This window comes from uncultured Allobosea sp. (assembly GCF_945957345.1).
Classification (GTDB): domain Bacteria; phylum Pseudomonadota; class Alphaproteobacteria; order Rhizobiales; family Beijerinckiaceae; genus Allobosea.
This window is the reverse complement of the sequence record NZ_CAMFKW010000004.1, coordinates 149486-168632: the sequence shown is the minus strand read 5'-3', so window position 1 is coordinate 168632 and position 19147 is coordinate 149486. Positions and strand designations below refer to the sequence as shown.

Below are 19147 nucleotides of genomic sequence, written 5' to 3'. Positions count from 1 at the left end.
TCATGCGCCGCATCCTGCGCAAGATCGCCGAGGACGAGTACGGCGCGCTCGGCGACACCTCGACCCTGGCCGATCCCGCCGTCGTCGACGACCTCGTCGCCAATCGCCAGAACAAGCGCAAGGCGGGCTGACACGCTCCCCTCCGGATAATAACTGGATATGGCCTGCCCGCACCGGCGCGCAGGCCATTTTCATGGAATTGAGCCCCGTAACGGGAACCGAAGCCGATATCGAGGGTTCGCAACGCCGCGGCGCTGCGCTAGACCATGCTCATGCCGCGTTCATCGCGTTTTCTGATAATGACGCAACGTTCGGCTGACCGAGATCGGAACCCGCGCCTGATGACGACGATCAAGACTGCATCGACCGCCAAACTGGCGCGCGCCGCCGCCCTGCTGCCTCTGCTGGCGCTGACGGCCTGCGCCGGCTCGCAGCGCTTCAGCGGGCCGGTGATGAACCAGCCCTCCTACAGCCAGCCCCTGCCCTCATCGCCGCCGATCAGTTCCGCCCCGATTACCTCGGAGCCTCTGCCGCCGCCGGGTGGCTATCCCGCAGCGCCGCCCCAGGCTGGCGGCTATCCCGTCGCCGGTGGCCCGCAGGGCGGTGCCTTGCCCCCGCCGCAGGACCCGTTCTTCGATCCCAATGCCGGCGCTGCTCCGCAAGGCCAGCCGCAGGGTCTGCCTCCGACCGGCCAGCCGGGGCAGGACCCCGGCCTGCGCGGCAGCAACAATCAGGTCGCAGGCCTCGGCCCGGCCCCGGCGGCCACTCCCCGCCCCTCGGCCAGCCGCGACGGCATGGTCGGCGGCTGGACGGCTCGCGAGGCGACCGGCGGCTCCTGCCGCGTGCAATTGTCGAGCACGCCGACGCTGGATCTCTACCGCGCCTCCTCGTCCGGTTGCACGAACAAGGAGCTGCAGAAGATCTCGGCCTGGGATTTCCGGGATGGCGAGGTCTATCTCTACCAGCAGGGCGGCACGGTCGCGGCCCGGCTGCGAAGCTCCGGCTCCGGCGCGCTCGACGGCGCGGTCACCAAGTCCGGCGCCTCGCTGTCGCTGAACCGATAAGGCGGCCTCTCGAAACACCCGATCAAACAGACAGAGCCCTCCCGCGCTTCGAACAACGCGGAAGGGCTCTGATCTTGCGTGAACTCAGGCTCTGAGCGTCCGCGCAAGGAACGCGCTGGGCCAGAAGCTCTTCTGGAGCGCCAAGGCCATCGTCGCGAAGCCCTTGGCGTTATCCAGCGCCTCGTCGAGGATCGTGAAGGGCGTCGGAGCGCCGGTAGCGATGACGCCCTCGACATCGGCATAGCCGCTGACGAGATCGGCCTCGAACTTCGCCGCGAGACGGCGCATTGCCCTATTCTCCGGCAGACAGGTCAGATAAAGCGTGCGGACGCCACGATTGCGCGCCGCCGTGATCAGCCGGCCGAACAATTGCGAACCGACCCCACGCCGCCGCCATGGCGTCTCGACGCTGAAAGCAGCCTCGCCGGTCAGCGCGATGATGTCGTCGAGACCACGCAATTCGGCCGCGCCACGCACCACGCCTTCGACCACATAGGCATAGACTAGCCCGCCGACATTGAACGTCGTCCTGGCATAGGATTCGAGGAACTCGTCATTCACCGCCGTGCCGAAGCGCTGATGGCGCGTGACGGGATCGAGCCTGAGCAGATGCTCTCTGAACAGATCGCGCTCCGTCGGCCACAGCCGCCGGATCACGCCATCGCCGGCCCTTTTGCCGGATTGTCGCGAACGGACCAATTGTCATCTCCTGAACTGCGCACGTGCCGCGCTAACCGACCAGGAGGCGTTGTCTTCCCTAACTTGAAACTCACATCGTGCCGCCGGCGCCTGATTGCAAGGGCGCGACCTGCGGCATTTTCGCCGACCCAGTGGAAAATCCGAGCGATAAACGCGCCATGACATGCACCGCGCGCATGACAAACGCCCTATGTGACGTTAGGAACGGCAAGCGAAAAAACCACTATTGCGCCGTAAAATGACGTGCAATAATTTCGCATTGACCCCGATGACGGCACGCCCGGCATGCGCTAAGTTGCGTGCTCCCGGTCACTCATATTTGAAGATCCATGTTCGATCGTCGCAAGCCTCCCGCTGCCCAGCCTTTCGTCACGCACGAAAACATCGAAGCCAAGGTCAAGTGGTTCGACCCCGAGAAGGGGTTCGGTTTCGCATCGCCCTCCGACGGTTCGGGCGATGTCTTCTTGCATGTCTCGGCCATCGGCCCGCTCGATCAGCAGGACCTGCTGCCGGGCGCGACGATCGTCGCCGATCTCGGCGAAGGCCGCCGCGGCCTTCAGGTCGTTGCTGTTCACGAGATCGACGCCTCGACGGCCACGCAGACCGCGCCGGCACCCCGCGCTTTCTCGCCCCGTCCTCCGCGCGATGATTTCGGCGGCGGCGGTTATGGCGACCGGGATCGCGGCAGCTTCGGCGGCGATCGCGGCGGCTACGGCGATCGTGATCGCGGCGGCTTCGGCGGCGGTGATCGTGGTCCGCGCGGCGGCGGTGGCTTCCAGGATCGCAACAGCGGCCCGGTGGAAGGCCCCTATGATGGCGCCGTGAAGTTCTTCAACTCGGATCGCGGCTTCGGCTTCATTGCCCCCGACAAGGGCGGCCCGGACGTGTTCCTGCACGTCTCGTCGCTCGGCCGCAGCGGCCTCCAGCCGCCGATGGACGGGCAGCGCGTGCGCTTCTCGATCCGCACCGGCCGCAAGGGCCCGGAAGCCGCCGACGTCAGCTTCATCTGATCCGGCACAGCTTCGCTGAAATAATAAAGGCCCGCCATCCGGCGGGCCTTTTCTTTTTGCATGTCTAGCGACAGGAGGCGCGCCGCCGAAGCGGCGCGCCTCTTTCCGACTCAATGCTCGTGATCGTCGCCTTCCAGGCCGCCGATATGCTTCTGGGTGTAGAGTTCGATGCCGACGCGCCCGATCAGGTCGAGCTGCGTCTCCAAGAAGTCGATATGGCCTTCCTCGTCCTTCATCAGGGCCTTGAACAGGTCCTCGGACGGATAGTCGCCGACCTCGCGGCAATATTTCGCCGCTTCCTGATAGAGCGAGCGGGCCTCGACCTCGGCTTTGAGATCGCACTCGATGACTTCCTTGACGGTCTCGCCGATGCGCAGCTGGTCGAGCGTCTGCAGGTTCGGGAAACCTTCGAGGAAGAGGATACGGTCGACGAAGCGGTCGGCATGGACCATCTCCTCGATCGATTCCTTCTTCCAGGTCTTGGCCATCTCCTTCAGGCCCCAGTTGTCCAGCATGCGGTAGTGCAGCCAGTACTGGTTGATGGCGGTGAGCTCCGAGCGCAGCCCCTTGTTGAGATACTCGATGACCTTCTTATCGCCCTTCATCGGGTGCACTCCGCAATCCACATTAGAATGATACTAATGTAGACAGGGTCTTTCCGGAAGTGAAGAGGCAAAAAGCAGCTTCAGAGCTTTTGATCGAAGCGCCGGCGATCAGGCCGCGACGCTCTCCTCGGCGAGCTCGATCCCGTCGAGCATGCGCCCGACCGAAACATGCACCGCGCATTCGATCTCGCGGCTGGCGCAGCTACCGCATTGCGTCGCACAGACGGCGCGAGCTTCGGCCAAAAGGGCCCGCACTTCACGCGCGCAACGTCCGCAATCCGGGCTGCAGCCCAGGCAGTCATAGACCTCTCCGGCTGTCCGGGGGCCGCTGCCATCGGCAGCGATCGTGCCCTTGATCTGGCCGCAGGACAGGACGTTGCAGGAGCAGACGATCACGCGTGGTGGCCCACCGCCCGCTTGGTCTCGATCTCCTCGCCATCGGCGCTGCGCAGGCGCACGATGACCTCGACCGAGGCGATCATCATGCCCTCCGGCGCGTCCGGCAGGCCGGCGACCTGGATCATCGAGCCCGGGATGTCGGTGACGGTCTCGTCGTCCTCGTTGTAGAAATGATGGTGCTCCGACACATTGGTGTCGAAGAAGGTCTTCGGCCCGGAGACCGAGACCTGGCGCAGCAGGCCGGCCTCGGAGAATTGGCGCAGCGTGTTGTAGACGGTCGCGAGCGAAAGCGGCTCGCGCGCCCGCAGCGCTTCCTCATAGAGCATCTCGGCGCTGACATGACGATCGCCCTTGGCGAAGAGCAGCCAGCCCAGAGCCATGCGCTGGCGCGTCGGGCGCAGGCCCGCTGTCCGGAGCCGCGCCTTCACCGCGCTGATCGGGCAGCTCGTCGGGTTTTTCTGCGGCCACGGGATATGATCGCCCGCCACGGGCTTGTGATTCTGATCCTTGCTCGCCAGAACGCTCATCGTAACGCCTTCCACACGCCGAAACTCGGCAGCGTAGTTTAGAAAACATCTAAACTACTGATATTATTACCATATTTGGCGAAGCATCCCTCAGATGTCAATCTTCGTGGCTGCGACATCGGGCAGCGCCCACAGCACATCGGCATGCAAACCGCGCCGATGTCGCGCGGTGAACACATGGTCTGCCCTGCCGACGGGACCGGCCTCGGCCGGCGAAGGTGCTCTTCCGGGGGATGCGGCCTAGTGGCCGCCGCCCCCGCCGCCTGCGACAGGCTTCGGCGGCTTGCTCAGGAACAGGGACATCAGGACGAGGCTCCCGAAGATCGCGGTCAGGCCGATGAACACGTCGCCGAAGGCCATGACCAGCGCCTGCTTGTGGACACGCTGGTTGACCAAGGCCAGCGCCATGGTCTGCGCCGCGTCGCCGTAGTCGATGAAGCGCTGCGCGGTGTTGGCGATCGCCTCCTCCGCCACCTGCCGCCCTGCCACGACCATCTCGTGCAGCCGGGTGATGTGCAGGTCGGTGCGCGTGTTCAGCATCGTGTTGATGATGGCAAGCCCGACCGCGCCGCCGAGATTGCGCGTGAGATTGTACAGGCCCGAGGCGTTCTTGAGTTGCTGCGGTGGCAGCGACCCCAGCGCGATATTGTTGATCGGCACCATGCACAGCATCAGCGAACAGCCGCGCAGCACCTGTGGCAGCAGGAGCTCGTAGAAATCCCAGTCCGAGGTGATGCCCGAGGCGATCCAGGTCCCCAGCGCGAAGCCGCCGAAACCGATCATCATCATGATGCGCGGGTCGAGCTTCGCCGAGAGCCGCCCGGCGATCGGCGCGGTGAAGAACATGCACAGGCCGGTGACGAACATGGTCTCGCCGATCATCAGCGCGTCATAGCCGCGGATGCGGCCGAGATAGACCGGGTAGAGATAGGTCAGCCCGTAGAGGCCGATGCCCATGCAGAATGAAAACAGCGAGCCGAAGGCGAAGTTGCGGTTCCTGAACGCGTAGAGATCGACCAGCGGATCGTCGCGCGTCAGCGCCCGCCAGAAGAACAGCACCGCGCCGAAGACCATCACGACCGAGAAGAACATGATCTCGTGGCTCTGGAACCAGTCGAGCCGCGTCCCCTCCTCCAGCACATATTCGAGGCTGCCGAGGAAGGCGGCCATGCCGGCAAGGCCAAGCCAGTCGAAGCGCTTGATCAGGCTGTGGTCAGGCTTGTCGAAATCGATCAGCGTCCAGGCCGCGATGGTGACGCCGATGCCCGGCACCACATTGACGAGGAAGAGCCAGTGCCAGGAGAAGGCGTGGCTGAGATAGCCGCCGACTGTCGGGCCGATGGTCGGGGCCAGCGTCGCGACGAGGCCGATCAAGGGCGAGACGACCGGGCGCTTCGAGGGCGGGAAGATCGTGAAGGCCGCGGCGAAGACGCCGGGAATCATGCCGCCGCCGATGAAGCCCTGCACCGCGCGCCACAGGATCATCTCGTTGATCGAGGAAGCCTGGGCGCAGAGCACGCTGGAGATGGTGAAGCCCGCCGCCGCGATCGAGAAGAACACCCGCGTCGACAGCGCCCGGCTGAGATAGCCCGACAGCGGGATCATGATGACTTCGGCGATCAGATAGGCCGTCTGGACCCAGGCGATCTCGTCCGAGGAGGCGGACAGGCCGGCCTGGATCTCGGCGAGCGAGGCCGAGACGATCTGGATGTCCAGGATCGCCATGAACATGCCGAAGACCATCGCCATGAAGGCGAAGATCCGGCGTAAGGGGATGGCGTCTTCGGCGGGCTTGGCGCCTGCGCCCGGGTTCAGGGTCGCGGTGGCCATGGCGGCCTACCTTTCCTCGGGGTGTCATCCCGTGCGCGCTGCAGCGTGAAACGCTGCTGCGCAAACACGGGACCGTCATCAGAAAGAGGCGCCCTCACAGCGGCGGGAGCCAGTCGTATCTCGTCTTGCCCCGCATCTGCGCAGCGGCATTGCATGCCGCTGCGCGTGCGGGATGACCCGCTTGATCAATGCTGCGCGGCCGGCCGCGGATCGATCGAGACCACGACCGACATGCCCGGCCGCAGCACATGCTTCGCCGTCGACTCGCGGTCGAGCATGATGCGCACCGGCACGCGCTGCACGATCTTGGTGAAGTTGCCGGTCGCATTGTCGGGCGGCAGCAGCGTGAACACCGAGCCCGTGCCGCCGGCGATGCCGCTGACCGTGCCGTGGAAGACCTCACCCGGCAAGGCATCGACCGTGATGCTGGCCTTGTCGCCGGTCTTCAGCGGGCCGACCTGCGTCTCCTTGAAATTGGCGTCGACATAGACCTGGTCGAGCGGAACGATCGACATCAGGCGCTTGCCGGCGCCGACGAGATCGCCGATCTGCATATTGGTGTTGGCGACGACGCCGTCGATCGGCGCGGCGATCTTCATGAAGGAGAGATCGCGCTCGGCCTTTTGCTCGGCAACCTTGAGCTCGTCGATCTGGCGGGCGGCCTCGACACGCTGCGCTTCCAGAACCTTGATATTGGCCTGCGCCTGCACGACGCCAGCCTTGGCGCTCGCGACAGAGGCGATGGCCTGATCGCGAGCCGCGGTGGCGGCATCGAGCGTCGCCTGCGAGCCGAAGGACTTGGCGGCGAGGCTGCTGGCACGCTCGAAATCGGCAGCCGTGCGCGTCACCGCCGCCTCGGCCGAATTCTGCTGTGCCTGCGCCTGCATCTGGGCGGCGCGCGCCGCCTCGACCTGACTATCGATGCGGGCGAGCGTCGCCTGCGCCGTGGCGGTCTTGGCGCGAGCGCTGTCGAGCGCGATACGCCAGTCGCCATCGTCGAGCGCGACGAGCGGCTGCCCGGCCTTGACCTCCTGGTTCTGGCGCACCGAGACGGTGGCGATATTGGCGGAGAGCTTGGCCGAAACGGTCGCCATTTCGGCGCCGACATAGGCATCGTCGGTCGAGACGATGAAGCGGCCATTGCGCCACCAGTCGATACCGTACCAGAGCCCGGCGCCGACGGCAGCCGCTGCAACCAGGAACAGCGCGCCGCGCTTGAGCGGGCTCTTTCCGGATTTGGCCTTGGCTTCTGCCGCCTCGGGCGGGGCGCTCTTCGCCTGTGCGTCGCGGGCGGTGGGCTCGGCCGGCTGGGCGGTCTCGGCCTTGGCATCGACCAGCTTCAGCCGGTCGCGGCGGTGTTCGGATGCGGTCTCAGCAGACATTGGTCGTCCTGCATGTCAATTCGAACCGCTCGGTTCGATTGCGCTTGAAATAGCGCGAGCAATAATGCATATCAAGTCAAATCGAACTGATTGGTTCGATTCTTTTTTCGCAGTCGCCATGCAGCGCCCGCAGACCGGGCGGGAACAGAATGTCGGAAACCTCTGAAGCCCCGGTAAAGACGGGCCCCCGCAATCGCCGGATCGCCGGCGCCGATCCCGACAAGCGCCGCCAGATTCTCGACGGTGCGCTTCAGGTTTTCACCTCGCGCGGCTTCGACGCTGCCAGCATGAACGATATCGCCGCCGCGGCGAACGTCTCGAAAGGCACGCTCTACGTCTATTTCGAGGACAAGGAGCACCTTTTCGTCGACCTGATCCAGCGCGAGCGCGAGATTCAGAAACGCGGCGCCATCGAGGCCCTGAATGAGGATTCCGACCCCGTGCGGGCCTTGAGCCGGTTCGGGCTCTGCATCGTCAGGATGATCAATGGCGAGCTCGCGGTCAGCGCGCATCGCGTCGTCATCGGCGTGGCCGAGCGCATGCCCGATCTCGGCCGGGAATTCTACGAGAACGGCCCGATGCTCGGCTCGCGGCTGATCGCCCGCTATCTCGACCGCATGGTCGCCGAGGGCAAGCTCGCGATCGACGACACCTATCTCGCCGCCGTCCAGTTCCTCGATCTCTGCCAGTCGACCCTGACGCGCCCGCGCCTGTTCAACGCCGTCCGCACGCCACCGAGCGACGAGGAAATCAATCGCGTCGTCGGCGAGGCGATCGCGATGTTCATGGCGCGCTATGGACGCGGAGCCGGCGCCGAGCCGGCCCCACGCTGATCGAAGCGCCTTATTTGATCGCCTTCAGGCTGTCGATGATCGAGGCCAGATCCTTGAGGTTCTCCTTCTCGCCCTCGGGCGAGGCCCAGTAGGTCACGACGAGGCCCTTGGTCTCGGTGACCTGCAGCAGCGTCAGGCTGACATGGGTGGGACCATCCTCGTCCTTGCCGGTCCACTGCACCTGAACGCCCTCCATGCCATTGTTGGAGAACGGCTTCTTCTCCTGCGTCGCGGGGTCGACGACGACGCCCTTGCTCTTCAGCCAGGTGACCGCTTCGGCGATGGATTGCGCGGCGTCCTTCAGCTCGGTCACCTCGACCGAGATGTAGACGGCCTCGTCATCCGAGGTCGATTCGACGCCCTTGGCGATCTCGGTGGATTCCCAATCCTCCGGCATCGTGATGACCGCGACGGGATTGGGGTCGGGAATCGAATAGGTCTTGGCGCTTGCGAGCCCAGGCAGCAGGAAAAGGCTGGCGGCGAAAACCGCGCGTGCGAGATGGAGAGACATAGGTTGTTCCTGGGAAGGAGACGCCGGGTAGCGCAACGTCACCCTATAGCAACATCACTGCGCTGCCACGCCTCCAAAGACGCAAGCCCGCCCCGATCACAATCCTTGGTTACCAACCGTCAGCCGGCGACCTGCCTGGCACGGATACGCTCGCGATGGGCGGTGTAGAGCCCCGAAGCCGCGATGATCGCGGCGCCGACATAGGTCCAGACATCCGGGATCGCGGCAAAGACCAGGTAGCCGAAGATCGAGGACCAGAGCAGCTGGGAATAGGCGAAGGGCGCCAGCAGCGAAGCATCCGCATAGCGGAACGCCTGGATCAGGAAGATATGCCCGATCGTCGAGATGCTGCCGATGAAGAGGCCGATCAGGATCGCCTTGAGATCGAGCGCCTGCCAGCTGAACGGCACGGCCAGCGACAGCAGGATGAAGCCGATCGTGGCGGAATAGGCCAGCGTGACCACCGGAATCTCGGTGCGGCTCATCATCCGGGTCATGATCAGCGAAAACGCCCAGAAGAACGACGAGCCGAGAACGAAGAACGAGGCGCCATGAAAGCCGGCACCGCCGGGACGCACCACGACCAGCACGCCGATCAGCCCGACGATCGTGGCGAGCCAGCGCCGCCAGCCGACGATTTCGCCCAGGATGGGAATGGAGAGCGCCGTCACGAAGAGCGGCGAGACGAAAGAGGTGGCGGTCGCGTCCGCCATCGGCAGGTCGCGCAAGCCCGCAACGAACAGGATCGAGGAGATGGTCACGCCCAAAGCCCGCAGCAGCTGCAGGCCCGGCCGGCGTGTGCTCATCCTGCGGAAGCCGCCGGTGAAGGCGATGGTGACGAGCATGATCGCGGCGAAGGTGCCGTAGCGCATCCAGCTGATTTGCAGCGCAGGTAGATTGATCGCGAGATATTTGGAAGCGATATCGCCGCTGCACATGAAAATCGACGAGAGCAGCAGAAGCGCGATGCCGCGCGCTGAATTGTCGATGCGCAGCGGCTTGCCATCCTGCGAAGCGACGACCGGCGTTTCAGGAAGAGGAGCGTTGGGCAAGGGCTCGATTCACGCACAGGAGATGCGCAAGCCTTAGCCCGTTTGCCTTACTTAGCCACACGCAAAGACGGTCACCCGCCCATGCGCGTGGAAATCGTCGACGACCCTGCCCGGTTTGCAGGCAGGGACAGACGGCACAGCTTGACCTAGGCCGCCTGCTTGCGCGGCTGGATCAGCTTGCGGTTGACCAGAACTTCGGCGATCTGCACCGCGTTCAGCGCCGCGCCCTTGCGCAGGTTGTCGGAGACGCACCAGAAGGCGAGGCCGTTCTCGACGGTCGAGTCCTCGCGGATGCGCGAAATATAGGTCGCGTCTTCGCCGGCCGCCTCATGCGGGGTGATGTAGCCACCCGGCTCGTGCTTATCGATCACGAGAATGCCCGGCGCGGTGCGCAGAACCTCGCGCGCCTCCTCGGCGGTGATCGGCTTCTCGCACTCGATGTTCACGCTCTCGGAATGGCCGATGAAGACCGGCACGCGCACGCAGGTCGCGGTCAGCTTGATCTTCTTGTCGAGGATCTTCTTGGTCTCGACCACCATCTTCCACTCTTCCTTGGTGAAGCCGTCCTCCATGAAGACGTCGATCTGCGGAATGAGGTTGAAGGAGATGCGCTTCGGGAACTTCTTGGTGGTGACCTCGCCGGCCGAGAACACGGCGCGGGTCTGGTTGAACAGCTCGTCCATGCCTTCCTTGCCGGCGCCGGAGACCGACTGGTAGGTCGAGACGACGACGCGCTTGATGCCGAACTTGTCGTGCAGCGGCTTCAAGGCGACGACGAGCTGCGCGGTCGAGCAGTTCGGATTGGCGATGATGTTCATCTTGGTGAAGCCGGCGGCAGCGGCGGCGTTCACCTCGGGCACGATCAGCGGCACGTCGGGATGCATGCGGAAGGCCGAGGAATTGTCGATGACGACACAGCCTTGCGCGCCGATCTTCGGCGACCACGCCTTCGAGACATCGCCGCCCGCCGACATCAGGCAGATATCGGTGTCGGAGAAATCGTAATGCTCGAGCGCCCGGCACTTCAGCGTCTTGTCGCCGAACGAGACCTCGGTACCGACCGAGCGCGAAGAGGCGAGTGCCACGACCTCGCCGACGGGGAAGGCGCGCTCGGCGAGAATGTCCAGCATCTCGCGGCCTACATTGCCGGTTGCTCCGACGACTGCGACCTTGAAGCTCATGATGTGATCCTTTGCGGATAAGGCGGTTCGGGTCTCCCTTTGGGGGCCGCCCCGCACCGGTCTCGGGCGGGTTCGGCGATCTCTCCCCGCCGGGGGGAGATGGACCCGGAACCGAGGCGAAGCGTCAGCGCGACGTACCGGCTTTCCCGGTCGTCGTTTTGGTCGTGAGTTTCGTCGTCGTCAGACGGACAGTCACAGAGCCAATCCCGAAGGGCTGAAAGCTTCGCTAGGCGGCGCAACCTTGCACCACGCCCTGTCAGAACACCGGGAACGGCGAAAAGTCAATCTCCTCCTCATAGTCGCAAGCCCGGCCCCCATTAACCGTGATCGTTGACCTCCCGTTCACGCTGTCGGCCGATCGCCCCTTTCCGGTAACCCCACGGCGACTCCCGAAGTTCAGCCTGCCCGCCTGAGTGAGGAATGCGTGGCCCTGTTTCGCCGCGCGGGAGTGACGGGTTGCGTTTGCGTTCTGATGAATTGATGGCCAGGTTTCGGCCGCTGCTGCTGCAGCTTCGGTCCGGCTTGTCCCGCGCCGGCGCGCTCTGCCGCAGCGCATGGGCGCGTGCCACCGCCATCGATCTCGTCCCCTTTCTCATCACCTGTGCCGACCGGGTCGAAGCGGCATGCCGGGCCGCCTGCCGCATCGGTCGCCGCCTCATGCCGCGTCGTGGCTTCGGCTTGCCGGGCGCTCTCGCCTGGCGCATCGCCGCCGCTCTCGGCGGCATCAGCCTGACGGCGGCCCTCGTCACCGGCCTGTCCGGGAACGGCGATGGCCAGTCCCAACTCACCAGTCTGGCATCCCCCGTGGCAGCGGCCACGACCCAGACCATTGCGGGCGGCCGCAGGCCGCTCCTCGCCTCGGCCGAGGCAGACTGGATCGCCATTGCCCGCCCGATCGCGATCTTTAATCTGGAGGCACCGGAGCTTGGCCGCGAAGCACCAGCGATCGAAGCCCGCCGTAGCCAGGATGGTGGCCAGCGTGAGGACCTCATGAGCTTCGGTTCCTTCGCGGGTTCCGCCCCCCATCTCTCGCTGCGCCTGAGGACGGGCGACGGCATCGCGGCGAGCCCGAATTCTTTCACGGTCACCCTGGTTCACGCTGCTGCGATCCGCAGCCTCGCCGTCGAGCGCGGCGGTACGCCGGCCGCGATCGAGACCCGCTTCGGCCCGCTCGAAACCGCCGATGTTGTACTCGGTGACGGCAGCGAGAGCCGCGCCTGCCTCGCCTTCCGCACGGTCGGGACTGACGCACCCTTCGCGATGAGCGGCTGGTGGTGCGCTGGCGCGAAACCGAGCGACCGCAAGCAATTGACCTGCCTGATCGACCGTCTCGACCTCGCCAATGCCGGCGCCGAGCCGGAATTGCGCGCTGCCTTCGCCCGCAGCGAACTCCATCGCCAATCGGGTTGCGCGACGCCGCGCCTCTCCGCGACCGGCCGCAAGGTCTCCTGGCTCGACGCCGACGGCACGATGCCGGCCCTGCGCGTCAAGACCGCGGCCGCCGAGTCCACGAAGCCCGCAGCCGAGCCTCGCCAGCGCCGTGGGAAGAAGCCCCGTCATCAGCGCTGATCAAACGCGCTAACAAAGTTGTTAACGAGGCGGTGCTAGTCTTCCGGCCGGTTTTTCGATGCTTACATCGAGTGGATCAGTCCGCTCCCGGAGATCGCCGTCATGATGCCGTTCAAGCGCGTTGCCGCCCTCATCGCCGTCGCCGTGACGGCATCGACTGTCATGGCAGGCATCGCCGAAGCCCAGAACCGCCGCGGCCCGCTGCGCATCACCGTCCAGAAGCGCAGCTATCTCGATCCCGGCAATGTCGTGCCGGTCGGCTCGCTGAACCGCTATGCCAGCCAGCACATGTCGGCCTCGCCGGTCTATGCCAGCACGGGCGACCTCTACGGCGAAGGCACCCTGCCCGGCCGCATCGGAGCGGGCACGAACCCGTTCGCGAATACGTTCGCGACGCCGCGGTTCTGAGAGGATTGAAGGGCGCTTGTCTTTAAGGGCGCCTGTCATCCCGTGCGCGCTGCGGCACGCAGTGCTGCTGCGCGTGCGGGAAGACACACTTCATTAAAGGGCGCCTCCCGCCCCTCGCCTACTCCGGCAACGCCTTCAGATACCGCACCGGCCGCCCCGACGCGGCCGCATTCGCCGCATGCACGATCGCGTTCGCGTCGATGCCGAAATGCCGATAGAGGTCGGCCACCGTGCCGGTCTGGCCGAAATGCTCGACGCCGAGCGCCTTCTGCTTGTGGCCATGGACGCTGCCGAGCCAGGCCAGCGTCGCCGGGTGCCCGTCCAGCACCGAGACGATGCCGCAATCGCGCGAGAGCTCGCCGAGCAATCGCTCGACATGGCTCGTCGCCGCATGATTACCGCGCTGGCGCGCCCGCTCCGCCGCCTGCCAGCCGGCATTGAGTCGGTCCGCCGAGGTGATGGCGAGCAGGCCGACATCCCGCCGGTCCTCCGAGAGCAATCCGACCGCCTCGATCGCCTCCGGCGCCACCGCGCCGGTATAGGCGATCACGACCGAGGCGTTCGGCCCCGGCTTCCTGAGCCAATAGGCACCGTCGATGATGGCGCGCTCCAGCTCAGGCGTCATAGCCCGGCTCGGCTGCTCGACCTGACGGGTGGACAGGCGCAGATAGACCGAGCCGCCGGTCTCGTCGCGCAGCCAGGTCCGCTCGTCCGGATCGCCCTCGCCATCGCGCTGCATGTAGTCGAAGGACCAGCGCATCATCACCGCAAGCTCGTCGACGAAACCCGGTTCGAAGGAGCAGAGCCCGTCCTGGCTCATGCCGATCAAGGGCGTCGCGATCGATTGATGCGCTCCGCCCTCCGGCGCCAGCGTCACGCCGGACGGCGTCGCCACCACCATGAAGCGCGCATCCTGGTAGCAGGCATAATTCAGCGCATCGAGCCCGCGCGAGATGAAGGGGTCGTAGAGCGTGCCGATCGGGATCAGGCGCTCGCCGAAGATCGAATGCGACAGGCCGAGCGCCGAGAGATTGATGAACAGGTTCATCTCGGCGATGCCGAGCTCGACATGCTGGCCCTTGGGCGAGAATTCCCATTTCTGCATCGAGGGAATGCGCTCGTCCTTGAAGGTGTCGGCCATCGACGCCTTGGCGAAGAGCCCGCGCCGGTTCACCCAGGGCCCGAGATTGGTCGAGACGGTGACGTCCGGCGCTGTCGTGACGATGCGGTCGGCGAGCGGCCCGCCGGTCTTGGCGAGATCGTCCAGCACCTTGCCGAAGCCCATCTGCGTCGACATCGACGGCTGGATGCCGGCCTCCAGCTTGGCCGGAACTGGCAGCTTGGCCGCCGAGAAGCGCCGCCGCCCCTGCGAGAAAAACGGCACCTTGTCGAGGAAGGCGCGGACCGCGCCTTCGGGCAGGTCGAGCCCTTCGAACAGGTCCCATTCGTGGCCGGGGCGGATATTGTTCGCCTTGCGGAAGCCGTCGAGCTGCTCCTTGGTCATCAGCCCGGCATGGTTGTCCTTATGCCCGGCGATCGGCAGCCCGAAGCCCTTCACCGTATAGGCGAGGAAGCAGACCGGCCGGTCATGATCGATCGCCTCGAAGGCTTCGAGGATCGACGGCAGGTCATGACCGCCGAGATTGCACATCAGCTTCGAGAGCTCGGCATCCGAGCGCTTCTCGATCAGCTTGGTGACCGGCCCCTGATCGCCGAGATCGTCCATCAGGCGCTTGCGCCAGGCCGCCCCGCCCTGGAAGGTGAGCGCCGAATAGAGCTGGTTCGGGCAGGAATCGATCCAGGCCTTGAGCCTGTCGCCGCCCTTCTCCCGGAAGGCCGCCTGCTGCAGCGAGCCGTATTTCAGCGTGACCACGTCCCAGCCGAAATTGCGGAACATCGTCTCGAACCGGTCGTAGAGCCCCTCGCGGATCACCGCGTCGAGCGACTGGCGGTTATAGTCGATGATCCACCAGGTATTGCGCAGGCCGTGCTTCCAGCCCTCCATCAGGGCCTCGAAGATATTGCCCTCGTCGAGCTCGGCATCGCCGATCAGCGAGACCATGCGCCCTTCGGGACGGTCCTTGGCCCAGCCATGCGCCTTCACATAGTCCTGCGTCAGCGAGGAGAACAAAGTCTGCGCGACGCCGAGGCCCACCGAGCCGGTCGAGAAATCGACGTCGTCGATATCCTTGGTGCGCGAGGGATAGCTCTGCGCGCCCTTGTAGCCCCGGAAATTCTCGAGTTTTTCGCGGGTCTGCAGCCCCATCAGATAGTTGATGGCATGGAAGATCGGCGAGGCATGCGGCTTCACCGCGACCCGGTCCTGCGGCTTCAACGCGGCCATATAGAGTGCCGTCATGATCGTGGCGAGCGAGGCCGAGGAAGCCTGGTGCCCGCCGACCTTCATCCCGTCCTCGTTCTGGCGGATGTGGTTGGCGTTATGGATCGTCCACGAGGCCAGCCAGAGGATCTTCTTTTCCAGCTCGGCGAGAAACGGCAGGCGCGGATCTGTTGTCATGAATGTGGCTCGAACTCCCCAGTGCAACCGATCATGCACGGAAGCGCTGGCAGAACGAGCCAAAATTCGATGCCGACGCGAGCGGCTTTGGCGGTTTCCGCTACGGCCACATGGCTAAGCGCCGGAAACCACCAATGCGTGAAGTGAAGGGTGTCATCCTGTGCGCGCTGCGGCGCGCAGTGCCGCTGCGCAGACACGGGACCGCGCGACGAGAAAGCGCCGTTTCAGGAGAACGGTCCCGTGTCTGCGCCGCAGCGTTTCACGCTGCAGCGCGCACGGGAAGACACAGTGGCCCGCTTGTGAGCCACCACCGCCCCATGCCAGAAACCCGGCACGGAATCGGGCCGCACGACCCGCGCAGGAGGAAGCTTCCATGAGCAACAGCAAGGATGTCTGGCGTCGCGTCGACGACAAGGCTCCGGCCTATTTCGGCCTGTCCGACCGTATCTGGCACATGCCCGAGCTGAACTATCAGGAGGTCCGCTCGGCCGCCGAACACGGCGCCATGCTGGAGAGCGAGGGTTTTTGCGTGACCACCGGCGTCGCCGGCCTCCCGACCGCGGTCATCGGCGAAGCCGGCGAAGGCGGCCCGGTCATCGCGATCATGGGCGAGTTCGACGCACTTCCTGGCCTGAGCCAGGAGGCCGGCAATGCGACCGAAACCCCGGTCGAGAAGGGCGGCAACGGCCATGGCTGCGGCCACAATATGCTGGGCTCGGCCTCGCTGCTCGCTGCCGCCGCGGTCAAGGACTATCTCGCCGCTAACGGTCTCAAGGGTCGCGTGCGCTATTACGGCTGCCCGGCGGAGGAAGGCGGCTCGGCCAAGGGCTTCATGGTGCGTGCCGGCGCCTTCGACGATGTCGATATCGCGCTCTGCTGGCACCCGGCCTCGTTCAACGGCGTCAACCGCGCGTTCTCGCTCGCCTGCGTCGAGATTGAGTTCACCTTCTCGGGCCGCGCCTCGCATGCCGCCGCCGCGCCGCATCTCGGCCGCTCGGCGCTCGATGCGGTCGAATTGATGCATATCGGCGTGAACTACATGCGCGAGCATATGCCTTCGACGGCGCGCGTGCATTACGCGATCATCAATGCCGGCGGCATTGCCCCCAACGTGGTGCAGGCGACCGCAACGACCCGCCAGCTCATCCGCGCAGCCACGCTTGCCGAGATGTGGGAGCTGGTCGCCCGCGTGAAGAAGATCGCCGAGGGCGCGGCCCTGATGAGCGAGACCACCGTCGCGATCAAGCAGCTCTCGGGCGACGCCAATCTCGTCGGCAACCGCCCGCTGGAAGAGGCGATGCAGGCCAATCTGCTGGCGATCGGCGGCCCCGGCTTCGACGCCGCCGACCATGCCTTCGCCGCCAAGTTCCAGCAGACGCTGAGCCCGCAGGACATCGCCGCCGCCTATAGCCGCTTCGACCTGGAGCCGAAGGACGGCGAGGCGCTGAGCGACGAAATCTACCCGCTCGGCGCGGGCAACGACACCTCCGTCGGCTCGACCGATGTCGGCACCGTGAGCTGGGTCGTCCCGACCGTGCAATGCCGCACCGCCTGCTACGCGATCGGCACGCCCGGCCATTCCTGGCAGCTCGTCGCGCAGGGTCTCGCCCCGGCCGCGCATAAGGGCCTCGCGCTCGCAGCCAAGGCCATGGCCGGCGTCGCCTCGGACGTGCTGAACGATCCCGCTCTGCTCAAGGCAGCCAAGGACGAGTTCGCGGCCTTCCGCGCCAAAAACCCCTTCGCCAACCCGATCACCGATGATGTCGAGCCGCCGCTCGACATGGCCGCGCATTGAGCGAGCGGACCAGAAGCAGCACAGCTTGATCAGCCGGCCGACGTGGGAGCCCCCACGTCCGGCCGAATTATTTGGGGGATGCCGCTAGATTATTTGGGGGATGCCGCTAGCCGCCCTGCGGCCCCGACAATTCGACGCGGATCGTCGGCCGGGTCGCCTTGAACTCCGCGACGGCAGCCGAGGTGAGGTCCGAAACAGAGTCGGAGGCGGCCGACATCAGGCGCAGGATGATACGGCCCAACCGGTCGCGCGCTTCGGTCTCCAGCTCGGTATCGATCCTGTCATCATGCCCGATCGCAGCCCAGGCCCTGGCCTGGACGGCTTCTGCGACAAGCAATTCCTGGGAATTCAGGACACCGGGAAAGCGGAAATTCGAGCTAGGCATGGGCGATTCAAACATGGCGGGGCAACGGATATAGGGCGGTAGCGGTTCCGGGCAAGGCGAAGAGAAAATCCGGAGCGAGGCTGGCCGTCCCTTCGCCTTGAGCTTTTCTCGTGACGAGTGCGCTACGAAGGCAGCATAAACAATCAGTCCAAATTGGATTTATTGTCCAAATTGCTCTTGACCCTGCCTATCGCCACCGTCACAGATGGCCATGACAGCCCGGCCGCTCCGACGGCAGGCAACAGGCCCGATGGCGGGAGGCTCGTTTGAAGTTCGACATTTTCCAGATGGAGCGGAACCAGACGCTCTTCGAGAACGACGTCGAGATCAACCTGACGGAGAGCGGCGTCCATCCCTGGTCGATCGAAGACATCCTGGGCGAACAGGCCGCGCGCGACCTGCTGAAGCAGCCGCTCGGCTATGGCTGGACCGACGGCCGCCCGGATCTGCGTAACAACATCGCCTCCTGGTATCCCGGCGCGACCGCCGCGAACGTGCTCGTCACCAACGGCTCCTCCGAGGCGACGATGATCGCGCTGATGGCGCTGTTCGAGCCCGGCGACGCGCTGGTCTTCGCCCTGCCGAACTTCATGCAGATCGACGGTCTCGGCCGCGCGCTCGGCTTCGACATCCGCCGGCTCGCATTGTCGGGCGACAGCGATTGGCAGATCGATCCCGCTCAGCTCGCGAAGGTCTCCGCCGGCGCCAAGGCGATCGCTGTGACGAACCCGGCCAACCCCACCGGTAGCGTGCTCTCGGCCGCGAGCCGCGCCGCCCTGGTCGAGGCTGCCCGACGCAACGACGCCTGGCTGATGGTCGACGAGATCTATCGCGGCGGCGAGATCGACGGCGCCGAGACGCAGACGCTCTGGGGCAGCTATCCCAAGGTCGTCGTCACCTCCAGCCTGTCGAAATCCTTCGCCTGCCCGGGCCTGCGCCTCGGCTGGATTGTCGCACCGGAGGCGGTCGTGGCGTCCGCGGCCGAGCGGCAGGACTACACCACGATCGGCAGCGGCATCCTCAGCCAGATCCTCGCCGAAGAGGTGATGCGCCCGGAGACGCGCAGCCGCCTGCTCGCGCGCGGCCGCGATTTGCTGCGCAGCAATGCCGATCTCGTTGCGCAATGGATGGCGCAGCATAACGACTGGTCCTGGCGGCGCCCGCAGGCTGGCGGCATGGCCTTCCTGCGCTATCCGCTCGCCATGTCCTCGGAGGTCTTCTCGCAGAAGCTGCGCGAAGAGGAGAGCGTCTTCGTCGTCGCCGGCAGCTGGTTCGGCATCGAGAACCACATCCGTATCGGCATCGGCGTGCCGACCGAGGTGCTGCGCGACGGGCTGGCGCGGATGGACCGGTTCCTGGCGCGGCACAAGGGCTGAAAC

Annotated in this window: 18 protein-coding genes; 7 read left to right on the top strand and 11 right to left on the bottom strand. The window is 65.5% G+C overall.

What is annotated here, in order from left to right; all coding sequences use genetic code 11:
* Positions 1 to 341 precede the first annotated feature (341 nt).
* Positions 342 to 1064: an AprI/Inh family metalloprotease inhibitor gene (locus Q0Q36_RS03480; RefSeq protein ID WP_293795537.1), complete on the top strand. Its 723-nt coding sequence runs from the start codon at positions 342 to 344 to the stop codon at positions 1062 to 1064.
* Between the two features lie 84 nt (positions 1065 to 1148).
* Here the strand turns inward: Q0Q36_RS03480 and Q0Q36_RS03475 are convergent, their stop codons facing one another.
* Positions 1149 to 1721 carry a GNAT family N-acetyltransferase gene (locus Q0Q36_RS03475; RefSeq protein WP_293795535.1) on the bottom strand — a complete coding sequence of 191 codons (573 nt, stop codon included), beginning with the start codon at positions 1719 to 1721 and terminating at the stop codon, positions 1149 to 1151.
* Positions 1722 to 2092: 371 nt separating this feature from the next.
* On the opposite strand from Q0Q36_RS03475, the gene Q0Q36_RS03470 reads away from it, so the two are divergent.
* Complete coding sequence (locus tag Q0Q36_RS03470; protein ID WP_293795533.1) at positions 2093 to 2773, top strand: cold-shock protein; 681 nt, start codon at positions 2093 to 2095, stop codon at positions 2771 to 2773.
* Positions 2774 to 2883: 110 nt separating this feature from the next.
* Here Q0Q36_RS03470 and bfr read toward each other — a convergent pair whose 3' ends face one another.
* The 5 genes from bfr to Q0Q36_RS03445 all read right to left on the bottom strand — a co-directional run bounded on the left by bfr (position 2884) and on the right by Q0Q36_RS03445 (position 7516).
* On the bottom strand, positions 2884 to 3378 hold the full coding sequence (bfr, locus tag Q0Q36_RS03465; protein WP_293795531.1) for a bacterioferritin: 495 nt from the start codon (positions 3376 to 3378) through the stop codon (positions 2884 to 2886).
* 108 nt (positions 3379 to 3486) lie between these two features.
* Positions 3487 to 3774, bottom strand: coding sequence for a (2Fe-2S)-binding protein (locus Q0Q36_RS03460; RefSeq protein ID WP_293795529.1), 288 nt, complete (start codon positions 3772 to 3774; stop codon positions 3487 to 3489).
* Positions 3771 to 4304: an iron response transcriptional regulator IrrA gene (irrA, locus tag Q0Q36_RS03455; RefSeq protein ID WP_293795528.1), complete on the bottom strand. Its 534-nt coding sequence runs from the start codon at positions 4302 to 4304 to the stop codon at positions 3771 to 3773. Before irrA ends, Q0Q36_RS03460 begins: the two co-directional genes overlap by 4 nt.
* Positions 4305 to 4544: 240 nt before the next feature.
* On the bottom strand, positions 4545 to 6134 hold the full coding sequence (locus Q0Q36_RS03450; RefSeq protein ID WP_293795527.1) for a DHA2 family efflux MFS transporter permease subunit: 1590 nt from the start codon (positions 6132 to 6134) through the stop codon (positions 4545 to 4547).
* 185 nt (positions 6135 to 6319) lie between these two features.
* Positions 6320 to 7516, bottom strand: a complete 1197-nt coding sequence (locus Q0Q36_RS03445; RefSeq protein ID WP_293795524.1) for an HlyD family secretion protein — start codon at positions 7514 to 7516, stop codon at positions 6320 to 6322.
* A 149-nt stretch (positions 7517 to 7665) separates the two neighbouring features.
* On the opposite strand from Q0Q36_RS03445, the gene Q0Q36_RS03440 reads away from it, so the two are divergent.
* Positions 7666 to 8349, top strand: coding sequence for a TetR/AcrR family transcriptional regulator (locus Q0Q36_RS03440; protein WP_293795523.1), 684 nt, complete (start codon positions 7666 to 7668; stop codon positions 8347 to 8349).
* A 10-nt stretch (positions 8350 to 8359) separates the two neighbouring features.
* Here Q0Q36_RS03440 and Q0Q36_RS03435 read toward each other — a convergent pair whose 3' ends face one another.
* The 3 genes from Q0Q36_RS03435 to Q0Q36_RS03425 form a co-directional block, all read right to left on the bottom strand.
* Positions 8360 to 8860 carry a histidine kinase gene (locus Q0Q36_RS03435; protein WP_293795521.1) on the bottom strand — a complete coding sequence of 167 codons (501 nt, stop codon included), beginning with the start codon at positions 8858 to 8860 and terminating at the stop codon, positions 8360 to 8362.
* 119 nt (positions 8861 to 8979) lie between these two features.
* Positions 8980 to 9912 (bottom strand): DMT family transporter, encoded by a 933-nt coding sequence (locus Q0Q36_RS03430; RefSeq protein WP_293795519.1) that lies wholly within the window; start codon positions 9910 to 9912, stop codon positions 8980 to 8982.
* A 146-nt stretch (positions 9913 to 10058) separates the two neighbouring features.
* Positions 10059 to 11093 carry an aspartate-semialdehyde dehydrogenase gene (locus Q0Q36_RS03425; RefSeq protein WP_293795518.1) on the bottom strand — a complete coding sequence of 345 codons (1035 nt, stop codon included), beginning with the start codon at positions 11091 to 11093 and terminating at the stop codon, positions 10059 to 10061.
* Positions 11094 to 11573: 480 nt separating this feature from the next.
* Between Q0Q36_RS03425 and Q0Q36_RS03420 the strand changes: the two genes are divergently transcribed.
* Together Q0Q36_RS03420 and Q0Q36_RS03415 are read left to right on the top strand one after the other, a co-directional pair.
* Positions 11574 to 12662: a hypothetical protein gene (locus Q0Q36_RS03420; protein ID WP_293795517.1), complete on the top strand. Its 1089-nt coding sequence runs from the start codon at positions 11574 to 11576 to the stop codon at positions 12660 to 12662.
* A 102-nt stretch (positions 12663 to 12764) separates the two neighbouring features.
* Positions 12765 to 13070: a hypothetical protein gene (locus Q0Q36_RS03415; RefSeq protein WP_293795516.1), complete on the top strand. Its 306-nt coding sequence runs from the start codon at positions 12765 to 12767 to the stop codon at positions 13068 to 13070.
* A gap of 118 nt (positions 13071 to 13188) precedes the next feature.
* On the opposite strand, the gene Q0Q36_RS03410 is transcribed toward Q0Q36_RS03415, so the two are convergent.
* Complete coding sequence (locus Q0Q36_RS03410) at positions 13189 to 15588, bottom strand: transketolase (protein WP_293795514.1); 2400 nt, start codon at positions 15586 to 15588, stop codon at positions 13189 to 13191.
* A gap of 373 nt (positions 15589 to 15961) precedes the next feature.
* On the opposite strand from Q0Q36_RS03410, the gene Q0Q36_RS03405 reads away from it, so the two are divergent.
* On the top strand, positions 15962 to 17383 hold the full coding sequence (locus Q0Q36_RS03405) for an amidohydrolase (RefSeq protein ID WP_293795513.1): 1422 nt from the start codon (positions 15962 to 15964) through the stop codon (positions 17381 to 17383).
* 106 nt (positions 17384 to 17489) lie between these two features.
* Here Q0Q36_RS03405 and Q0Q36_RS03400 read toward each other — a convergent pair whose 3' ends face one another.
* A complete protein-coding gene (locus tag Q0Q36_RS03400; RefSeq protein ID WP_293795511.1) occupies positions 17490 to 17768 on the bottom strand; it encodes a hypothetical protein in 279 nt (92 codons plus the stop codon).
* Positions 17769 to 18034: 266 nt separating this feature from the next.
* Between Q0Q36_RS03400 and Q0Q36_RS03395 the strand changes: the two genes are divergently transcribed.
* Complete coding sequence (locus tag Q0Q36_RS03395; RefSeq protein WP_293795509.1) at positions 18035 to 19144, top strand: aminotransferase class I/II-fold pyridoxal phosphate-dependent enzyme; 1110 nt, start codon at positions 18035 to 18037, stop codon at positions 19142 to 19144.
* Positions 19145 to 19147: the final 3 nt, after the last annotated feature.